The following is a 16,700-nucleotide window of genomic DNA, read 5'->3' as shown; positions in this document are numbered from 1 at the left end:
CGGGGACCAGGGCCCGCGCGAAAAACCCGAGCCGGCAGCCCGGCGTCTCTCGAAGCGACGCCGCCCTGAGCCCACGCAAGCGCCGTGAAGCGCTCCCGGCGACACCGCGCACATCGGACATTTTTGGCCTGCGTCCCTGAGCGGATGCGTGCTTTGCGTCCCAGCCGCAACCGGGAGACATGGATGAAGATCCTGCCCGCCGCATGCCGTCAGGGCTGCGCCACTCCGTCCCGTGCCAAGGGCAAGGCCCAAGGGCAACGCCGAGGGCAAGGCCAAGTGCAAGAAAGTGTCCGCCTGTCAGCCGATGCGGTGATTGTGCGACGCGCAATACCCTTGTTTCGCCGGGGGGGCTCGTCTAAGCCTCGCCCGCGCTCAGTCTGGCATTGGAGGAATTCCACCCGAGGGATTCCGCGTGCCGGAAACCGTCGCGAGGGCCGTCTTCCATGATCCTCACGCGCAACCATACGAGAGGTGCGGTATGACCGGCCTGCTGGCAGACTACCTGCCGCTCATCGTGTTCATCGGGGTGTCGCTGTTCATCGCGGCGGCGCTGCTGATCGCACCCTTCGTCGTGGCCTATTCGAGCCCCGATCCGGAAAAGCTCTCGGCCTACGAATGCGGCTTCAACGCCTTCGACGATGCGCGCATGAAGTTCGACGTGCGCTTCTACCTCGTGGCGATCCTGTTCATCATCTTCGATCTCGAAGTCGCCTTCCTGTTCCCCTGGGCGATCACCTTCGGGGAGCTCGGCTGGTTCGGCTTCTGGTCGATGATGGCCTTCCTCGGCGTCCTCACCGTCGGCTTCGTCTACGAGTGGCGCAAGGGCGCCCTCGAATGGGACTGAGGCGCGGGCCGCTTCCGCGTCGCTTCCCTTCCGCTCTCGCTCAGAGGCAGACATGGCCCTGACTCCGACCCTCTCCCGCGCGCCCGAGATCGCGCCGGCCCCGAAGGGCATCATCGATCCCGCGACCGGACGCCCGATCGGCGCGAACGACCCGACCTTCCTGTCGATCGACAGCGAACTGGCCGACCGCGGCTTCCTCGTCACATCCGCCGACGAGCTCATCAACTGGGCCCGCACCGGCTCGCTGATGTGGATGACCTTCGGGCTCGCCTGCTGCGCGGTCGAGATGATGCAGATGTCGATGCCGCGCTACGATTGCGAGCGCTTCGGCTTCGCCCCGCGCGGCTCGCCGCGGCAGTCCGACGTGATGATCGTCGCCGGCACGCTGACCAACAAGATGGCCCCGGCCCTGCGCAAGGTCTACGACCAGATGCCGGAGCCGCGCTACGTCATCTCGATGGGCTCCTGCGCCAACGGCGGCGGCTATTATCACTATTCCTACTCGGTGGTGCGCGGCTGCGACCGGGTGGTGCCGGTCGACATCTACGTGCCGGGCTGCCCGCCGAGCGCCGAGGCGCTGCTCTACGGCGTCCTGCTGCTGCAGCGGAAGATCCGCCGCATCGGCACGATCGAGCGGTGAGGGAGCGGGCGATGGAGGCCATCACCACCAACGGCATCACGCTCCGCCGCACCATCGCGGCAGCCCAGGGCGAGGACGCCCTCCGGGCCGTGGGCGAGCGCGTCGCCGGAGCGCTCGGCCCGGCGGTCACGGACTGGACGGTCGCCTGCGGCGAACTGACGGTCGTCGTCCAGGGCAGCGATATCGTCTACGCGCTGACCTACCTGCGCGACGATCCGAATTGCGCCTTCCGCTGCTTCGTCGACATCTGCGGCGCCGACTACCCGCAGCGGGCGCGCCGCTTCGACGTGGTCTACCACCTGCTCTCGCTGCGCCATAACATGCGGGTGCGGGTGAAGGTTCAGACCGACGCCGCCACGCCGGTGCCCTCGGCGATTCCCGTCTTCCCGGCCGCCAACTGGTACGAGCGCGAGACCTACGACCTCTACGGCATCCTGTTCTCGGGCCATCCCGACCTGCGCCGGCTGCTGACCGACTATGGCTTCGAGGGGCACCCGCTCCGCAAGGACTTCCCGCTGACCGGCTTCGTCGAGGTCCGCTACGACCAGGACGAGGCGCGGGTCGTCTACGAGCCGGTCAAGCTCACCCAGGAGTTCCGCAACTTCGACTTCCTGTCGCCGTGGGAGGGCACGGATTACGTGCTGCCGGGCGACGAGAAGGCCGAGAAGGCCAAGCCATAGGGCGAATGGCGAATGGCGAATGGCGAATGGCGAATGGAAGGCGGCAAGCCGATCAGATCGTATCGCGACCTCGACGTCTGGCAGGCTGCCATGACGCTCGCGGTGTCGTGCTACGAGTTCACCCGGCCATTTCCCCGGGAGGAGATGTTCGGCCTGACGGCGCAAATCCGGCGTGCGGGCGCATCGGTCGCTGCGAACATCGCGGAGGGCCACGGCCGCGAGCGAACCCTGTCGTTCATCCATTTCCTGCGCATCGCCCAAGGCTCGCTCAAGGAATTGGAGACTCACATCATCCTGGCGTCCCGCGTCGGATTGGCGGATAAACAGTCTGCCTCGGATCTCGTCGCGCGCTGCGAATCCCTCGGACGTCAGACCCGCGGGTTGATCCGATCCCTGCAGCGCCGTGCCGATCACGACGAGGAGGCTCGTTGATGCCGCGCCTCCAGTCGCCATTCGCCATTCGCCATTCGCTCTCGGGCGCTTCGTTCGCCGAAGTCGCGGGAGGCTTTCGATGACCGAACACAACATCCGCAACTTCTCGATCAATTTCGGGCCGCAGCACCCGGCGGCGCACGGCGTGCTGCGCCTCGTGCTGGAGCTCGACGGCGAGGTGGTCGAGCGGGTCGATCCGCATATCGGCCTGCTGCACCGGGGCACCGAGAAGCTGATCGAGCACAAGACCTACCTCCAGGCGACACCCTATTTCGACCGGCTCGACTACGTCGCGCCGATGAACCAGGAGCACGCGTTCTGCCTGGCGATCGAGCGGCTCGCGGGCATCGAGGTGCCGCGCCGCGCCAAGCTGATCCGCACCCTGTTCTGCGAGATCGGGCGGCTGCTCTCCCATCTCCTCAACGTCACCACGCAGGCGATGGACGTCGGCGCGCTGACGCCGCCCCTGTGGGGCTTCGAGGAGCGCGAGAAGCTGATGATCTTCTACGAGCGCGCCTCGGGCGCACGCCTCCACGCCAACTACTTCCGCCCCGGCGGCGTCCACCAGGATCTGCCGCCCGCGCTGATCGACGACATCGACGCGTTCTGCGACCCCTTCCTGAAGGTGGTCGACGACCTCGACAACCTCGTCATGGCCAACCGCATCTTCAAGCAGCGCAACGTCGACATCGGCATCGTCTCGGTGGACGAAGCCATGGCCTGGGGCTTCTCCGGGGTGATGGTGCGCGGCTCCGGGGTGCCTTGGGACCTGCGCAAGTCGCAGCCCTACGAGGCCTACGAGGAGATGGAGTTCGACATTCCCGTGGGGAAGAACGGCGACACCTACGATCGCCAGGTCATCCGCATGGAGGAGATGCGCGAGTCCACGCGCATCATGAAGCAGTGCTGCGCCAAGCTGCGCGAGCCCGCCGGCCAGGGGCCGATCGCCTCGCTCGACGGCAAGGTCGCGCCGCCGCCGCGCCGGGAGATGAAGCGCTCGATGGAGGCGCTCATCCACCACTTCAAGCTCTACACCGAGGGTTTTCACGTGCCCGAGGGTGAAGTGTATGCAGCGGTCGAAGCGCCCAAGGGCGAGTTCGGCGTCTATCTCGTGTCAGACGGCACCAACAAACCCTACCGCTGCAAGATCCGCGCGCCGGGCTTCGCCCACCTTCAGGCGATGGACTGGATGTGCCGCGGCCACCTGCTCGCCGACGTGTCCTGCGTGCTCGGCACGCTCGACATCGTGTTCGGCGAAGTGGACCGCTGAGGAGACGGGTCGAAACGTCATGGCGAACCGCAGGCTAGCCCCCGCCGCCGAGCAGCCCCAGAGCTTCGCGTTCACGCCCGAGAACGCCGACTGGGCCCGCGGCCAAATCCAGAAATACCCGGAGGGCCGGCAGGCCTCGGCCGTGATCCCGCTCCTGTGGAAGGCGCAGGAGCAGAACGGCGGCTGGCTGCCGCAGAAGGCGATCGAGGCGGTCGCCGATGAGCTCAGCATGCCGCATATCCGCGTGCTGGAGGTCGCGACCTTCTACACCATGTTCGCCCTGGAGCCGGTCGGCCGGTTCTGGATTCAGGTCTGCGGCACCGTGCCCTGCGATTGCTGCGGGGCGAAGGAACTGAAGGCCGCGCTGCACGACCGCCTCGGCCCCTCGGGCCATGTCTCGGCCGACGGCAACTTCTCCTGGCTCGAAGTCGAGTGCCTGGGGGCCTGCTGCAACGCGCCGATGGTGCAGATCAATCAGGACTATTACGAGGATCTGACGCCCGAGAGCCTCAACAAGCTCATGGACGACCTCGCCGCCGGCCGCCCCGTGAAGGTCGGCTCGCAGATCGGCCGGATCTCCTCGGAGCCGAAGGACGCCGTCAACACCTTGACCGATCCGAGCCTGTTCGACGGCTCCCGCATCGGCGCGTGGCGCAAGCGCTTCGAGCAGACCGAGGGCGAAGGTCCGAGCGAGGAAGGCGTCAAGAAAGAAGAGGCCGCCTCGACCGAAGCTCGTGTCAAGGACGAGACCAAGCCGGCCCATCCGTCGGCGGGGCGCGCGAACGAATCGCGGGCCGCCGATGCGCCCGCCGAGCGGGCGAGTGCCGGCGAGACGCCGGTCAAGCCGGAGGATCGGGCGGAAGCGCGCGACGCCAAGGCGCCGTCGGCTCAGGATTCGGCAGTCGAGGAAGACAAGGTTCTGCGCACAGAGCCGCCGCAGCATCCGGCGACCGTCGGCGCCGGAGACGACGTTCCCGAGGGGGAGAACCCGGAGGCTCGGGCCGATGCCGCGGGCACCCGGCCGAAGGGGCTCGACGCCCCCCGGGACGACCGTCCCGACGACCTGACGAAGATCAAGGGCATCGGCCCGATCAACCAGCGCCGCCTCAACGACCTGGGTATCTGGCACTACGACCAGATTGCCTCTTGGTCGCCGAAGGAGGTCGCCTGGGTGAGCGCCTACCTCGCCTTCCCCGGCCGCATCGACCGGGAGAACTGGGTCGGACAGTCGGCCGATCTCGCTGGCAGCAAGGATTGAGGAGCGGATCATGCTCTCCGATCAGGATCGCATCTTCACCAATCTCTACGGCCAGCACTCGCCGGGGCTGGACGCCGCGAAGAAACGCGGCGCATGGGACGACACCAAGTTCCTGCTCGACATGGGTCGGGATTGGATCATCGACGAGATGAAGGGCTCAGGCCTGCGCGGCCGCGGCGGTGCGGGCTTCCCCACCGGCCTCAAATGGTCGTTCATGCCCAAGAAGTCCGACGGGCGTCCGCACTACCTCGTCGTCAATGCCGACGAGTCGGAGCCGGGCACCTGCAAGGACCGGGAGATCATGCGGCACGACCCGCATCTCCTGATCGAGGGCTGCATGCTGGCCTGCTTCGCCATGGGTGCGCATGCCTGCTACATCTACATCCGCGGCGAGTACGTGGCGGAAAAATTCGCGCTCCAGCGCGCGGTGGACGAGGCCTACGAGGCGCGCCTCGTCGGAAAGTCCAACGTCCACGACTACCCCTTCGACATCTACGTCCACCACGGCGCGGGCGCCTACATCTGCGGCGAGGAGACGGCGCTCATCGAGAGTCTGGAAGGCAAGAAGGGGATGCCGCGGCTCAAACCCCCGTTCCCGGCCAATATGGGCCTCTACGGCTGCCCGACGACCGTCAACAACGTCGAGTCGATCGCGGTGGCCGGCACGATCCTGCGCCGCGGCGGCGCGTGGTTCGCGGGGCTGGGCGGCAAGAACAACACCGGCACCAAGCTGTTCTGCGTGTCGGGCCACGTCAACAAGCCCTGCAACGTCGAGGAAGAGCTCGGCATCACCTTCCGCGAACTGATCGACCGCCATTGCGGCGGCATGCGCGGCGGCTGGGACAATCTCTTGTGTTCCATTCCCGGTGGTTCGTCGGTGCCGCTCGTTCCGGCCGAGCAGATCATCGACGCCAGGATGGACTTCGACACCCTGCGCAACCTCGGCTCCGGCCTCGGCACCGCGGCGGTGATCGTGCTCGACAAGTCGACCGACATCGTCGGCGCGATCGCCCGCATCTCGTACTTCTACAAGCACGAGTCCTGCGGCCAGTGCACGCCCTGCCGCGAGGGCACCGGCTGGATGTGGCGCGTGCTCACCCGCATGGCCGCCGGCCGGGCGCAGAAGCGCGAGATCGACATGCTCTTGGAAGTCACCAAGCAGGTCGAGGGCCACACCATCTGCGCGCTCGGCGACGCCGCGGCGTGGCCGATCCAGGGCCTGATCCGGCATTTCCGCCCCGAGATCGAGAAACGCATCGATCAGTACAGCGCCAACCCGCATAGGGATGCGGTGCCGATGGCGGCGGAGTGAGCGCCATGACCGGCGAACCCGACAATCCGGTTCTCGTCTACTTGCGGCGGATCGACGAGAAGGTCGACCGTCTCATCGACGACGTGAACGACCTGAAGGCGCGGGTCTCGGCGGTCGAGGAAAACTTGGCCGGCGTCCACCGCCGCATCGATCGCCTTGAGCTTCGCGTCGAGCGCATCGAGCGCCGACTCGATCTCGCCGACGCGACACATTGAGCTGAACCGATGACCAAAATCCTCATCGACGGCACCGAGGTCGATGTCCCGGCCGACTACACCCTGCTCCAGGCCTGCGAGGTCGCGGGCGCGGAGATCCCGCGCTTCTGCTTCCACGAGCGGCTGTCGATCGCCGGCAATTGCCGCATGTGCCTGGTGGAGCTGAAGGGCGCGCCGAAGCCCGTGGCCTCCTGCGCCTACGCGGTGAAGGATTGCCGCCCCGGCCCCAACGGCGAGCCGCCGGAGGTGCTGACGCGCTCCGGCACCACCAAGAAGGCGCGCGAGGGGGTGATGGAGTTCCTCCTCATCAACCACCCGCTCGATTGCCCGATCTGCGACCAGGGCGGCCATTGCGACCTGCAGGATCAGGCGATGGCCTACGGCGTCGACTCGACCCGCTACAAGGAGAACAAGCGGGCGGTCGAGGAGAAGTCTATCGGCCCGCTGGTGCGCACGGCGATGAACCGCTGCATCCACTGCACCCGCTGCGTCCGCTTCCTGGCGGAGGTGGCCGGCGTGCCGGATCTCGGCGCCATCGGCCGCGGCGAGGACATGGAGATCACGAGCTACCTCGAACAGGCGATGGGCTCGGAGCTTCAGGGCAACGTCGCCGACCTCTGCCCCGTCGGCGCGCTGGTCCACAAGCCACAGAGCTACAACGTGCGCCCGTGGGAGCTGCACAAGACGGAGTCCGTCGACGTGATGGATGCGGTCGGCTCGGCGGTCCGCATCGATGCCCGCGGCCGCGAGGTGATGCAGATCGAGCCGCGCATCAGCGAGGAGATCAACGAGGAGTGGATCTCCGACAAGACCCGCCACGTGGTCGACGGCCTGCGGCTCCAGCGCCTCGACCGTCCGTTCCTGCGTGAGAACGGGCGCCTGCGCCCCGCCTCCTGGGGCGAGGCGTTCTCGGCCATCGCGGCGAAGCTGAAGGGCGCCGATCCCAAGCGCGTCGGCGCGCTCGTCGGCGATCTCGCGGGAGCGGAGGAGATTTTTGCGCTGAAAGCCCTGATGGGCTCGCTCGGCGTGACGAATCTCGACGCGCGCCAGACCGGCGAGGCGATCGATCCGGCCTGGGGCCGGGCCGCCTACACCCTCGGCGCGACCATCGCCGGCATCGAGCAGGCCGACGCGATCCTGATCGTCGGCGCCAACCCGCGCACCGAGGCCTCGCTGCTCAACGTGCGCATCCGCAAGCGCTGGCGCATGGCCCCGATCTCGATCGGCCTGATCCTCGACGAGCCGCCGGACCTGACCTACCCCTACACCTATCTCGGCGCCGGCACCGACACGCTCGCTTCCATCGCCAGGGGCGAGCACAGCTTCCTCGACGTCCTGAAAAAGGCGGAGCGCCCGCTCGTGATCGTGGGCGAAGGGGCGCTCGACTCGCTTGCCGCCGTCGCGGCCCTGGCCAAGGATGTCGGCGCGGTCGCGGAGGGCTGGCACGGCTTCGGCCTGCTCAACACGGCGGCCGCCCGCGTCGGCGCCCTCGATCTCGGCTTCGTGCCGGGGGGGGGAGGCTTGAGCTTCTCGGCGATGCTGGAGCCGGGCGCCCTCGACGTGGTGTTCAACCTCGGCGCCGACGAGCGGGCGATCGGGCCGGGCGCCTTCGTGATCTATCAGGGCACCCACGGCGATGCCGGCGCCAGCCGCGCCGACGTGATCCTGCCGGGCGCGGCCTACACCGAGAAGAGCGCGACCTACGTCAACCTCGAGGGCCGGGTGCAGATGGCCAACCGCGCCGGCTTCCCGCCGGGCGATGCCCGCGAGGACTGGGCGATCCTGCGCGCGCTCTCCGACGTGCTGGGCAAGCGCCTGCCCTACGATTCGCTGAGCGGCCTGCGCAGGGCGATGTATGCCGAGCATCCGCATCTCGCGGCGGTCGGGCGGGTCGAGCCGTCCGACGCGGCGGCGACTCTGGACAAGCTCGCGGCGCTTCCGGGGGGAGCGGCGAAGGGCGCCTTCTCCTCGCCGGTCGCCGACTTCTACCTCACCAACCCGATCGCCCGCGCCTCGCGGGTGCTCGCCGAGTGCTCCGGCCTCGCCCGTGGCCGTGCCCTCGAAGCGGCGGAATAGGGGACGTCTCCGATGACCTTCCTAGAGGTGCTCGGCACCGTCCTGCTGATCGCGCTGAAGAGCTTCGTGCTGCTCGCAGCCCTCCTCGTCTTCATCGCCTATGCACTGCTGGCCGACCGCAAGATCTGGGCGGCGGTGCAGTTGCGCCGCGGCCCGAACGTGGTCGGGCCCTACGGGCTGCTGCAATCCTTCGCCGATCTTCTCAAGTTCGTGCTGAAGGAGCCGGTGATCCCGGCGGGCGCCAACAAGGCGATCTACCTGCTGGCGCCGCTGGTCTTCGCCATGCTGGCGCTGGCGTCCTGGGCGGTGATCCCGCTCGCCGACGGCTGGGCGATCGCCGACATCAACGTCGGCATCACCTACATCTTCGCGATCTCGTCGCTCGGCGTCTACGGCGTCATCATGGGCGGCTGGGCCTCGAACTCGAAATACGCCTTCCTCGGGGCGCTCCGCTCGGCGGCACAGATGATCTCCTACGAGGTCTCGCTCGGCTTCGTCATCATCTGCGTGCTGCTCTGCGCCGGCTCGCTCAACCTCTCGCGCATCGTCATGGCGCAGGACACGGCGCTCGGGATGTTGGGCTGGTACTGGCTCTGGCTGTTCCCGATGTTCGCCGTGTTCTTCGTCTCGGCGCTGGCGGAGACCAACCGCCCGCCCTTCGACCTGCCGGAGGCCGAATCCGAGCTCGTGGCGGGCTACATGGTCGAGTATTCCTCGACGCCGTACCTGCTGTTCATGCTCGGCGAGTACGTGGCGATCATGACCATGTGCGCGCTCGGCACCGTCCTGTTCCTGGGCGGCTGGCTCTCGCCGATCCCGCTGCCGCCCTTCACCTGGGTGCCGGGCGTGATCTGGTTCGCGCTGAAAGCCAGCTTCCTGTTCTTCATGATCGCCATGGTGAAGGCCATGGTGCCGCGCTATCGCTACGACCAGCTCATGCGGCTCGGCTGGAAGGTTTTTCTTCCCCTGTCGCTCATCTCGGTGGTGGTCGTCGCCTTCGTCCTGAAGCTGACCGGCCTCGCACCGGGCGCTTGAACCCGTCAGGGCACGATCCCCCGATCGGGGGATCGTGCCCTGAGTCCACGCTCTGTCGCATTTCCTTCACGCGAGCCGGTATCCACCTCGCTCGGAAATGCCCCAAAGGAATCGGAGATCGCGCCGTGAAGCTCGATCAGATCGCCAGAAGTCTCCTGCTGAAGGAGTTCGTGTCGGGGTTCTTCCTCGCCATGAAGTACTTCCTGAAACCGAAGGCCACGATCAACTACCCCTTCGAGATGGGGCACCGGGGCCCGCGCTTCCGCGGGGAGCACGCCCTGCGCCGCTATCCCAACGGGGAGGAGCGCTGCATCGCCTGCAAGCTGTGCGAGGCGATCTGCCCGGCGCAGGCCATCACCATCGAGGCGGGCCCGCGCCGCAACGACGGCACGCGGCGCACCACACGCTACGACATCGACATGGTGAAGTGCATCTATTGCGGCCTGTGCCAGGAAGCCTGCCCGGTGGATGCCATCGTCGAGGGGCCGAACCTCGAGTTCTCGGTCGAGACCCGCGAGGAGCTGCTCTACGACAAGGAGAAGCTGCTCGCGAACGGCGACCGCTGGGAGCGCGAGATCGCCCGCAACATCGCGATGGACGCGCCGTACCGCTGAAAAGAGGCGAATGGCGATGGGCGAATGGCGAATGGAGCGGTCGAGCGGTGAGCACGGCCAGCGCCTCGACCGCAAGGCCTGCCATTCGCCGCCGCGAAGCGGCGAAGTGTTGTGCGCCGCAAGGCCGAGTTCTATAGACGGGCCGCCGCCTGCGGCCGAGGGTCCACCGAGGCAGAAGGGAGCCGCTCGACCGGGCGGCCGATGCTGAAAATCGCATGACCGCAGCCGCCGCCTTCTTCTATCTCTTCGCCGGGCTCGCCGTGGCCTCGGGCTTCATGGTGATCGCCGCCAGGAACCCCGTCACCTCGGTGCTGTTCCTGATCCTCGCCTTCGTGAACGCCGCCGGGCTGTTCGTCCTGATGGGCGCCGAGTTCCTGGCGATGATCCTCGTCGTCGTCTATGTCGGCGCCGTCGCGGTCCTGTTCCTCTTCGTCGTGATGATGCTCGACGTCGACTTCGCCGCGCTGCGCCAGGGCTTCCAGCGCTACCTGCCGATCGGCGGCCTGATCGGCGCGATCTTCCTGATCGAGCTTCTGCTCGTGGTCGGCACCTGGACCGTCGATCCGGGCCTCGTGCAGGCGCCGCTCGGTCGCACCGCCCACGGCGAGAGCCTCACCAACACCCAGGCGCTCGGCCGGGTGCTCTACACGGACTACGTCTACTTCTTCCAGATCGCCGGCCTGATCCTGCTGGTGGCGATGATCGGCGCCATCGTGCTGACCCTGCGCGACCGTGCCGGCGTCAAGCGCCAGAACATCGCCGTCCAGAACGCCCGGACCCAGGCGATGGCAGTCGATACCATCAAGGTGCCCTCGCGGCGGGGCGTGGAGGTCTGAGGACCATGATCGGACTGAGCCACTACCTGACGGTCGCCGCGATCCTGTTCACGCTCGGCGTGCTCGGCATCTTCGTCAACCGCAAGAACGTCATCGTCATCCTGATGTCGGTCGAGCTGATCCTGCTCGCGGTGAACATCAACCTCGTGGCGTTCTCGACCCACCTCAACGACATCACCGGACAGGTCTTCGCCCTGTTCGTGCTGACGGTCGCCGCGGCCGAGGCCGCGATCGGGCTGGCGATCCTGGTGGTGTTCTTCCGCAACCGCGGCTCCATCGCCGTCGAGGACGTGAGCATGATGAAGGGCTGACGCTCCTTACCCCAGAGAGCCCCGACCCTTCGTCCGCCTGCTGCGAGGCACGAACGACCCATGTATCACGCGATCGTCTTCTTCCCGCTCATCGGCGCCCTGATCGCCGGCCTGTTCGGCCGTGTCATCGGCGCGCGGACGAGCGAAATCGTGACCACGGGCTGCCTCGCCTTCGCCTGCCTGCTGTCCTGGGGCGCCTTCCTCCTCGTCACCGGCGACGGCCGGGCCGAGACGGTGCCGGTCGCGCAATGGTTCGGCGCCGGCGGCCTGACCGTCGACTGGGCCTTCAAGGTCGACACGCTGACCGCGATCATGCTCGTCGTCGTGACCTCGGTCTCGACCCTCGTGCACCTCTACTCCATCGGCTACATGCACGAGGATCCCCACCGGCCGCGCTTCTTCGCCTACCTGTCGCTGTTCACCTTCGCCATGCTGATGCTGGTGACGGCCGACAACCTCGTGCAGATGTTCTTCGGCTGGGAGGGCGTCGGCCTCGCCTCCTACCTGCTGATCGGCTTCTGGTACGAGAAGCCCTCGGCCAACGCCGCGGCGATGAAGGCCTTCATCGTCAACCGCGTCGGCGATTTCGGCTTCTCGCTCGGCATTTTTCTGGTGTTCGTCCTCACGGGCTCCGTCGGGTTCGACGCGATTTTCGCCAAGGCGCCTGAACTGAAGGACGCGAGCTTCCACTTCCTCGGCCACGACTGGCACGCCCTGACGCTCGCCTGCCTGCTCCTGTTCATGGGCGCCATGGGCAAGTCGGCGCAGTTCCTGCTGCACACCTGGCTCCCCGACGCGATGGAGGGGCCGACCCCGGTCTCGGCGCTGATCCACGCCGCCACCATGGTGACCGCCGGCGTGTTCATGGTCGCGCGCCTGTCGCCGCTCTTCGAGCTGGCGCCGACCGCGCTCACCGTCGTCACGATCATCGGCGGCATCACCGCCTTCTTCGCGGCGACCGTCGGCCTCGTGCAGAACGACATCAAGCGGGTGATCGCCTACTCGACCTGCTCGCAGCTCGGCTACATGTTCGTCGGCCTCGGCGTCGGCGCCTACGCGACGGGCGTGTTCCACCTCTTCACCCACGCCTTCTTCAAGGCGCTGCTGTTCCTCGGGGCCGGCTCGGTCATCCACGCGATGCACCACGAGCAGGACATGCGGAACATGGGGGGCCTGCGCCGCTACATCCCGTTCACCACCGCGATGATGACGGTCGGCACCCTCGCGCTGATCGGCTTCCCCTTCACCGCGGGCTACTACTCCAAGGACGCGATCATCGAGGCGGCCTACATGTCCGACCGCCCGGGCCACGTGCTGGCGTTCCTCGCCACCGTGATCGCCGCGCTGATGACCTCGTTCTATTCCTGGCGCCTGTTCTTCCTCACCTTCGAGGGCCCGCAGCGCTGGGGTGCCCACGGCCATGACGCTCATGGACATGATGCGCACGCCCGTTCGGCGACGGCGCACGAGGCCGACGGCGCGCCGGGGCACCACGAGGGCGTCGCCCACGACGACAAGGGCCACGATGCCGAGAAGCCGTCGCACAGCGCGATCGAGCACCACGATCATCACGCCCACAAGCCGCACGAGAGCCCGCTCGTGATGACGATCCCGCTCGGCATCCTCGCGGTCGGGGCGCTGCTCGCCGGCATCGTCTTCAAGGAGCGCTTCATCGGGCACGACATGGAGAAGTTCTGGGGACACGCGCTGGCGCACGGGCCCGAGAACCACATCATGCACGCGATCCACGAGGCGCCGCGCTGGGTGTCGCTCTCGCCCTTCGTGATGCTGGTGCTCGGCTTCCTGCTGGCCTTCTGGATGTACGTCCGCCGGCCCGACATGCCGCACCGCCTCGCGGAGTCGCAGCCGATCCTGTACCGCTTCCTGCTCAACAAGTGGTACTTCGACGAGATCTACGACCGGATCTTCGTGCGTCCGGCCAAGAACTTCGGCCTGTTCCTCTGGAAGGAGGGCGACGGGCGCGTCATCGACGGCTTCGGCCCCGACGGCATCTCGGCCCGGGTCGTGGACATCACCCGCGGCGTGGTCCGCCTCCAGACCGGCTACGTCTACCACTACGCCTTCGTGATGCTCGTCGGGGTCGCCGGCCTGATCACGTGGTACCTCGTCTCCGGCGTGCCTGGGGGGACCCACTGATGCTCGGCCTCGGCATTCTCTCCGGGCTCCTGATCGTCCCGCTCGCGGGCGCCGCCTTCATCCTGACGCTGGGCGAGGAGACGGCGGCGGTGAAGCGCAACGCCCGCTGGGCGGCGCTGATCACCACGGTCGTCACCTTCCTGCTCTCGCTGGCAGCCTGGGCCCGCTACGACGTGGCGAGCCCGAGCTTCCAGCTCGTCGAGAGCCATGCGTGGCTCGCCGAGACGATCCGGTTCAAGCTCGGCGTCGACGGCTTCTCGATGCCGCTGATCCTGCTGACCACCTTCCTGATGCCGTTCTGCATCGGGGCGTCGTGGCTCTCGGTCGAATCCAGGGTGAAGGCGTACTTCGTCGCCTTCCTCGTGCTGGAAACGACGATGATCGGCGTGTTCTGCGCCCTCGACCTCGTGCTGTTCTACCTGTTCTTCGAGGCCGGCCTGATCCCGATGTTCCTCATCATCGGCATCTGGGGCGGCAAGCGGCGCATCTATGCGAGCTTCAAGTTCTTCCTCTACACCCTGCTCGGCTCGGTGCTGATGCTGCTCGCCATCATGGCGATGTACTGGGAGGCCGGCACCACCGACATCCCGACGCTGCTGCAGCATCGCTTCCCGGTCGGCCTGCAATGGTGGCTCTGGCTCGCCTTCTTCGCTTCCTTCGCGGTGAAGATGCCGATGTGGCCGGTCCATACCTGGCTCCCCGACGCCCACGTCGAGGCGCCGACCGCGGGCTCGGTGATCCTGGCCGGCATCCTGCTGAAGATGGGCGGCTACGGCTTCATCCGCATCTCGCTGCCCATGCTGCCGGATGCGAGCCAGTCCTTCGCGCCGCTCGTCTTCGCCCTCTCGGTGATCGCGATCATCTTCACCTCGCTCACCGCGATGATGCAGACCGACATCAAGAAGCTGATCGCCTACTCGTCGGTGGCGCATATGGGCTTCGTGACGCTGGGCCTGTTCACGCTGAACGAGCAGGGCATCCAGGGCGCGCTGTTCCTGATGATCTCTCACGGCATCGTCTCGGGCGCGCTCTTCCTCTGCGTCGGCGTCGTCTACGACCGGATGCACACCCGCGAGATCGCGGCCTATGGCGGCCTCGTGAAGCGGATGCCGCTCTACGCCGCCGCGATGATGGTCTTCACCATGGCCAATGTCGGCCTGCCCGGCACGTCGGGCTTCGTCGGCGAGTTCCTGGCGATGATGGGCGCCTTCCGGGCCAACCCGACGGTCGCCTTCTTCTCGGTCTTCGGCATCATCCTCTCGGCCGGCTACGCGCTCTGGCTCTACGCCCGGGTGATCTACGGGAAGCTGGAGAAGCCCAGCCTCCAGGGCATCCTGGATCTGGATCATCGCGAAAAGATCATCATCGCGCCGCTCGTCGCGCTGACGATCTGGTACGGCGTCCACCCGGCCCCGATCCTCGACACCTTCGCGCCCTCCACCGAGGCGCTGATGCAGAACATGCGGGCCGCGCTGTCGAACACGCAGACCGCGGAGGCGGCGGCCAGGGCCGCCGGAACCGCCGCGGTCGAGAAGTCCGTCGGACCCAGGTCCGAAAAAACCGTCGAGGCCGCCGCGCGATGACCCCGATCCAGTCCGTCCTGCCGGCGATCACCCCGGTCCTGCCGGAGATCGTCCTGAGCGTCGGTGCTCTGCTGCTCGTCCTCTACGGGGCGTGGCGCGGCGAGCGCTCGTCCGAGGGCGTCAATGTCGGCGCGCTGATCCTCCTGATCTTCACCTTCTTCCTCGTGGTCTCTCAGACGGGCCGGGTGACGACGCTGAACGGCGCCTTCATCGCCGACCCCTTCGCGCGGATCATGAAGGCGCTGATCCTGATCGGTTCGGCGGCGACCATCCTGCTCTCGCGCGACTACTTCCAGCGCGAGCGCATCGACCGGTTCGAGTACCCGATCCTGATCGTGCTCTGCACCATCGGCATGATGGTGATGGCCTCGGCCAACGACCTGATCGCGCTCTATCTCGGCCTGGAGCTGCAATCGCTCGCCGCCTACGTCATCGCCGCCTTCCATCGCGACGACGTGAAGTCCACGGAAGCCGGCCTGAAGTACTTCGTGCTGGGCGCGCTCTCGTCCGGCATGCTGCTCTACGGCGCCTCGCTGGTCTACGGCTTCACCGGCACGGTCTCCTTCCCCGGCATCGTCACCGCGCTCGACGGTCCGGCGAGCTTCGGCATCGTGCTGGGCATCGTGTTCGTGGCCGCCGGCGTCGCCTTCAAGCTCGCCGCCGTGCCGTTCCACATGTGGACGCCGGACGTCTACGAGGGCTCGCCGACGCCGGTGACCGCCTTCTTCGGCTCCGCACCCAAGGTCGCCGCCATGGCGATGACGGTGCGCGTCTTCATCGGCGCCTTCCCCGACGTCACGGCGGTCTGGCAGCAGATCATCGTGTTCGTCTCGATCGCCTCGATGGCGCTCGGCTCCTTCGCCGCGATCGGCCAGCGCAACATCAAGCGCCTGATGGCCTATTCCTCGATCGGCAATGTCGGCTACGCGCTGATCGGCCTCGCGGCGGGCTCGGAGGAGGGCGTGCGCGGCGTGGTGATCTACATGATCATCTACCTCGCGATGACGCTCGGCGCCTTCGCGGTGCTGCTGTCGCTTCGGCGCAAGGACAAGATGTTCGAGACGATCGACGATCTCTCGGGCCTGTCGCGCACCCATCCGTGGCTGGCCTTCTGCCTCGCCGCGATGATGTTCTCGCTCGCCGGCATCCCGCCGCTCGCCGGGTTCTTCGCCAAGTTCTACGTCTTCGCCGCCGCCATCCAGGCGGGTCTGGTGACGCTGGCGGTGGTCGGCGTGATGACCTCGGTGGTCGGCGCGTTCTACTACATCCGCCTCGTCAAGGTGATGTATTTCGACGAGGCGCGGGCGCCCTACGAGCGGATCCCGCCGGGTTCGGCCATCGTGCTCGGCGCCTCCAGCGTCGTTGTGGTGCTGTTCTTCCTCATCCCGGCCCCGCTGGTCGCGGCGGCGGGCGACGCCGCCAAGGCGCTGTTCTGAG

At 67.3% G+C, this 16,700-nt stretch carries 16 protein-coding genes; all 16 read left to right on the top strand.

What is annotated here, in order from left to right; translation table 11 throughout:
* Window positions 1–478 precede the first annotated feature (478 nt).
* The 16 genes from PGN25_14620 to nuoN all read left to right on the top strand — a co-directional run bounded on the left by PGN25_14620 (window position 479) and on the right by nuoN (window position 16,699).
* Window positions 479–844, top strand: a complete 366-nt coding sequence (locus PGN25_14620; GenBank protein ID MEH3118784.1) for an NADH-quinone oxidoreductase subunit A — start codon at window positions 479–481, stop codon at window positions 842–844.
* A gap of 52 nt (window positions 845–896) precedes the next feature.
* Entirely contained in the window at window positions 897–1,484 is a 588-nt protein-coding gene (locus PGN25_14615) for an NADH-quinone oxidoreductase subunit B (GenBank protein MEH3118783.1), read from the top strand.
* 11 nt (window positions 1,485–1,495) lie between these two features.
* On the top strand, window positions 1,496–2,164 hold the full coding sequence (locus PGN25_14610; GenBank protein MEH3118782.1) for an NADH-quinone oxidoreductase subunit C: 669 nt from the start codon (window positions 1,496–1,498) through the stop codon (window positions 2,162–2,164).
* A gap of 12 nt (window positions 2,165–2,176) precedes the next feature.
* Window positions 2,177–2,596 carry a four helix bundle protein gene (locus PGN25_14605; GenBank protein MEH3118781.1) on the top strand — a complete coding sequence of 140 codons (420 nt, stop codon included), beginning with the start codon at window positions 2,177–2,179 and terminating at the stop codon, window positions 2,594–2,596.
* Window positions 2,597–2,675: 79 nt separating this feature from the next.
* The gene (locus tag PGN25_14600) at window positions 2,676–3,866 is read left to right on the top strand and encodes an NADH-quinone oxidoreductase subunit D (protein MEH3118780.1); all 1,191 of its coding nucleotides are present in this window, start codon (window positions 2,676–2,678) and stop codon (window positions 3,864–3,866) included.
* 19 nt (window positions 3,867–3,885) lie between these two features.
* A complete protein-coding gene (nuoE, locus tag PGN25_14595; protein ID MEH3118779.1) occupies window positions 3,886–5,124 on the top strand; it encodes an NADH-quinone oxidoreductase subunit NuoE in 1,239 nt (412 codons plus the stop codon).
* 10 nt (window positions 5,125–5,134) lie between these two features.
* A complete protein-coding gene (gene nuoF / locus PGN25_14590; GenBank protein ID MEH3118778.1) occupies window positions 5,135–6,436 on the top strand; it encodes an NADH-quinone oxidoreductase subunit NuoF in 1,302 nt (433 codons plus the stop codon).
* Between the two features lie 5 nt (window positions 6,437–6,441).
* Entirely contained in the window at window positions 6,442–6,651 is a 210-nt protein-coding gene (locus PGN25_14585) for a hypothetical protein (protein ID MEH3118777.1), read from the top strand.
* 9 nt (window positions 6,652–6,660) lie between these two features.
* Window positions 6,661–8,727, top strand: a complete 2,067-nt coding sequence (nuoG, locus tag PGN25_14580) for an NADH-quinone oxidoreductase subunit NuoG (GenBank protein MEH3118776.1) — start codon at window positions 6,661–6,663, stop codon at window positions 8,725–8,727.
* Window positions 8,728–8,739: 12 nt separating this feature from the next.
* Window positions 8,740–9,762: an NADH-quinone oxidoreductase subunit NuoH gene (gene nuoH / locus PGN25_14575; protein MEH3118775.1), complete on the top strand. Its 1,023-nt coding sequence runs from the start codon at window positions 8,740–8,742 to the stop codon at window positions 9,760–9,762.
* A 125-nt stretch (window positions 9,763–9,887) separates the two neighbouring features.
* Window positions 9,888–10,376 (top strand): NADH-quinone oxidoreductase subunit NuoI, encoded by a 489-nt coding sequence (gene nuoI, locus PGN25_14570; protein ID MEH3118774.1) that lies wholly within the window; start codon window positions 9,888–9,890, stop codon window positions 10,374–10,376.
* A gap of 215 nt (window positions 10,377–10,591) precedes the next feature.
* A complete protein-coding gene (locus tag PGN25_14565; GenBank protein ID MEH3118773.1) occupies window positions 10,592–11,212 on the top strand; it encodes an NADH-quinone oxidoreductase subunit J in 621 nt (206 codons plus the stop codon).
* A 5-nt stretch (window positions 11,213–11,217) separates the two neighbouring features.
* Window positions 11,218–11,523 (top strand): NADH-quinone oxidoreductase subunit NuoK, encoded by a 306-nt coding sequence (gene nuoK, locus PGN25_14560; protein ID MEH3118772.1) that lies wholly within the window; start codon window positions 11,218–11,220, stop codon window positions 11,521–11,523.
* A 60-nt stretch (window positions 11,524–11,583) separates the two neighbouring features.
* Window positions 11,584–13,680, top strand: coding sequence for an NADH-quinone oxidoreductase subunit L (gene nuoL / locus PGN25_14555; GenBank protein ID MEH3118771.1), 2,097 nt, complete (start codon window positions 11,584–11,586; stop codon window positions 13,678–13,680).
* The gene (locus PGN25_14550) at window positions 13,680–15,263 is read left to right on the top strand and encodes an NADH-quinone oxidoreductase subunit M (protein MEH3118770.1); all 1,584 of its coding nucleotides are present in this window, start codon (window positions 13,680–13,682) and stop codon (window positions 15,261–15,263) included. Before nuoL ends, PGN25_14550 begins: the two co-directional genes overlap by 1 nt.
* Window positions 15,260–16,699, top strand: a complete 1,440-nt coding sequence (nuoN, locus tag PGN25_14545; protein MEH3118769.1) for an NADH-quinone oxidoreductase subunit NuoN — start codon at window positions 15,260–15,262, stop codon at window positions 16,697–16,699. The genes PGN25_14550 and nuoN overlap by 4 nt, the downstream gene beginning before the upstream one ends.
* Window position 16,700 lies beyond the last annotated feature (1 nt).

Origin of the sequence: Methylorubrum populi, from assembly GCA_036946625.1 — a bacterium.
Lineage (GTDB): Bacteria > Pseudomonadota > Alphaproteobacteria > Rhizobiales > Beijerinckiaceae > Methylobacterium > Methylobacterium populi_C.
The sequence above is the reverse complement of the archived record's forward strand: the minus strand, read 5'-3'. Positions and strand labels throughout refer to the sequence as shown.